This is a genomic window from Mesorhizobium sp. WSM4847, from assembly GCF_055811335.1.
In genome coordinates, this window is record NZ_JBVVPY010000075.1 from 1 (window position 1) to 2,938 (window position 2,938).

The following is a 2,938-nucleotide window of genomic DNA, read 5'->3' on the forward strand; positions in this document are numbered from 1 at the left end:
TCTGCCGCCGCGCAGATGAAGCAGCGCGAAGCGCGCAAAATCACGAAGTGTGGCTTGAAATCCGCCGGACGACAGCGAAAAGCGGGATTTGTCTACGATTTGAACGGCGTCTTCCTCCGCCCCCATCGGCGCCCACAATTCGCTGCTATACAGCTCCGGAAGAAATTTACCGGATACACGCTGCATAATGAGCCCAAGCACGTCGATGTTGGGGTCAAAGTACTTGAACCGCGCGCCGTGCGGTGCCTCCTGCTCGGTTATCCGCAGAATGGCCTGCCATACGTCGGCGGGAGCGTCAGGATGTCCCTCGGGGGGGCCGAAATATCCTGAAGCGACGCTGTAGTTGAAGTAATCAGTATGTGGCACGCACCATGACCCCTTGTACGTCGCGCCGGCAGTCATGTCTAGCAGGTGCTGCACCGTGGCGCCGCGATAGGCGGTCACCTTAAGTTCCGGCAAATACCGGGTTACCAGACTTTCAGGGTCGATAAGCCCTTGGTGGACAAGGATCCCGACCATCGTCCCCGTGATGGACTTCGAACCCGATCTGGCAATGTGCTTAAAATGCGGCTCCATGCCATTCATGTATGTCTCGAACACGATCTCGCCGCGATGCAGAACCAGAAACCCGTCAGTATAGTCCTTCTCGAGATATTCGCGGATTGTGGCGCGCTGGCCGTCTCTGGAGGCAACTTCGATGTCACCGATATCCCCCCTGATCCGGCTTGGAAGCGGCAGGACCGGTCCTGGCCCCCGCCAAACCGTGGCGGTTCGCGTATATTCGCTCACGTGCGAAAATGTCCACCTGCTATAGGGCCAAAAGGACCACTCATCCGCCGGGATCATAGGCCCGCCTAGCATCGGATCGATCTGCCATGACTCGGGATTGGACTGCGATGACTTCCCGGCAACTTCAGCGACGCTGGACTGCGCCGCTGCTAATCCCGAAGGGTGCGGAGCGGGAGTCATGGCCGCGCTGATCTTCACTGAATCTCGCTTACTATTCATTCATCATCCTTTCCGCCAAGCATTCTTGCTGCGGGCAGTCGCATGCAACGAACCAATCCAACGCTCATTTAGAATCTGACATTAGCCACGACTCGGAAGTCCCGCCTGACCTCGGAAGTAAACGACATCGCCAAACCAAATTGACAATCATCCGCAATTTAGGCCGTTGGACAGTTGATATCAGGCGGCCTCCAATTATGCCGTCAGCCAGCATTTGGCGAACGCGCGAGCATTCATCAAGTCTCGGAAACCGACATAGCCGCCGACCTTGTCGGACACTGCATTGATGAACTGGGTGAACATCGGCACAATTGTTCCGCCCTCATCGCGGACGATGATGGCCATTTCTCTGTACAGGTTCTTGCGTTTGTCCGGGTCGAGTTCGGCGCGGGCTTCGATGAGAAGCTTGTCAAATTTCTCATTGAAGAAACGTGTGTCATTCCAGGGTGCCGTCGACTGATAGGTCGTCGAGTACATCTGATTCTGCGTCGCGCGCCCGGACCAGTAAGTGGGGCAGAAGGGCTGCTTGTTCCAGACCTCTGACCAGTAGCCGTCGTCCGGCACGCGCTTGACCTCCAGGGTGATGCCAGCTTTGGCGCAGCTCTGTTGGTAGAGCTGGGCGGCGTCGACGGCACCGGGGAAGCCGGCGTCGGCGGTTCGGAGAAGAATGGAGCCGCTGTGGCCAGATTTCTTGTAGTGGAAGGCCGCCCTATCAGGATCGAAGGTGCGCTGCTCGATGTCCTCGGGGAACAGAGTATAAGAGGCGTTGATCGGGAAGTCGTTGCCGACCGTCCCATAGCCGCGCAGGATCGTGTCGACCATCTGCTGCCGGTCCATAGCGAGCTTGAGCGCCATCCTGAGATCCTTGTTGTCGAATGGCGCCGTATCGCAGTGCATGACGAAACAGTAGTGCTCCGGACCCGACATGACCTCGACTTTCAGGTTGGGCGCGCGCTTGATGAGATCGACAACCTTGGGCTCGACCTTATTGATGATGTGCACTTGGCCACCCTGCAGTGCGGCAATTCGGGCCGTGGCGTCGTTGATGGCGAGGATCTCGACCTGGTCTGCAAAGCCCATCTTTTCGGGCTGCCAGAAATTGGCGAAGCGCTCCCCCCCTTGGCGTACCCCGGGCTCACTGACCGTTACTTTGTAGGGTCCTGCACTGATGCCTGAGGCCGGGTTGTCCTTGCCTCCGTTGGGCTGGATAATGAGATGAAAGTCCGTCATGAGGAAGGGAAGCTCGGCGTCCGGTTCCTTGAGCGTGATGACCACGTCGCGGCCGTCGGCCTTGAGGCCCTCGATGTTGCGCAAGATGCCGAGCGCGCCAGACTGTGACTGCTTGTTAGCGTGACGATCCAGCGTCGCCACCACGTCCTCCGCGGTCACCGTTTTACCGTTGTGGAATTCCACATCCTGGCGGAGCTTAAGGGTCCAGGTCTTGGCGTCCTTGGACGAGCCGACTTCTTCGGCGAGACGATACTCCAGTCCGCCGTCAGGCGTCAGCTCTACAAGATAATCGCCCCAGCAAGCGCCAAAAATTGCCGTCAATACCCCAAAGGAAGCCCCCGCAGGATCGAGGGTTTCGCTCGTCTGACCACCATGGAGACCACCCTTGATGATGCCGCCGCGGACCGGCCCCTGGGCGCGCGCAGCACTGGCGAGGAGCGAATTCGCGAATGTCGCTGAAAGGCCGAGCGCCGTCGCACGGCCCAGAAATTCACGTCGGCTCAGCCGGCCTGCAGCGACGCTGCGGCTGAGATAGTCGAGTTCCTGCGACACTAGAATGTTCCTCCTTGCATGTGTTGCCCCTAGGGCCGACTAAGCAGCCTCTGTTTCGCCGATCGTAACAACGTCCACGGGTCGCATTGTACGAATTATCCCTACATCAACGCAGCAAATCTGCGTCTTCACGCTGCCTACGCGCAAA

Annotated in this window: 2 protein-coding genes; both read right to left on the bottom strand. The window is 58.5% G+C overall.

Translation table 11 applies throughout. The annotated features are described in order from the left end of the window. Positions 1-789, bottom strand: a 789-nt coding sequence (locus tag AC0L28_RS34510) for a serine hydrolase domain-containing protein (protein ID WP_473482943.1), incomplete at its 3' end; no start/stop codon positions are given. A gap of 414 nt (positions 790-1,203) precedes the next feature. Next, positions 1,204-2,790 carry an ABC transporter substrate-binding protein gene (locus tag AC0L28_RS34515; protein ID WP_473482945.1) on the bottom strand — a complete coding sequence of 529 codons (1,587 nt, stop codon included), beginning with the start codon at positions 2,788-2,790 and terminating at the stop codon, positions 1,204-1,206. Positions 2,791-2,938 lie beyond the last annotated feature (148 nt).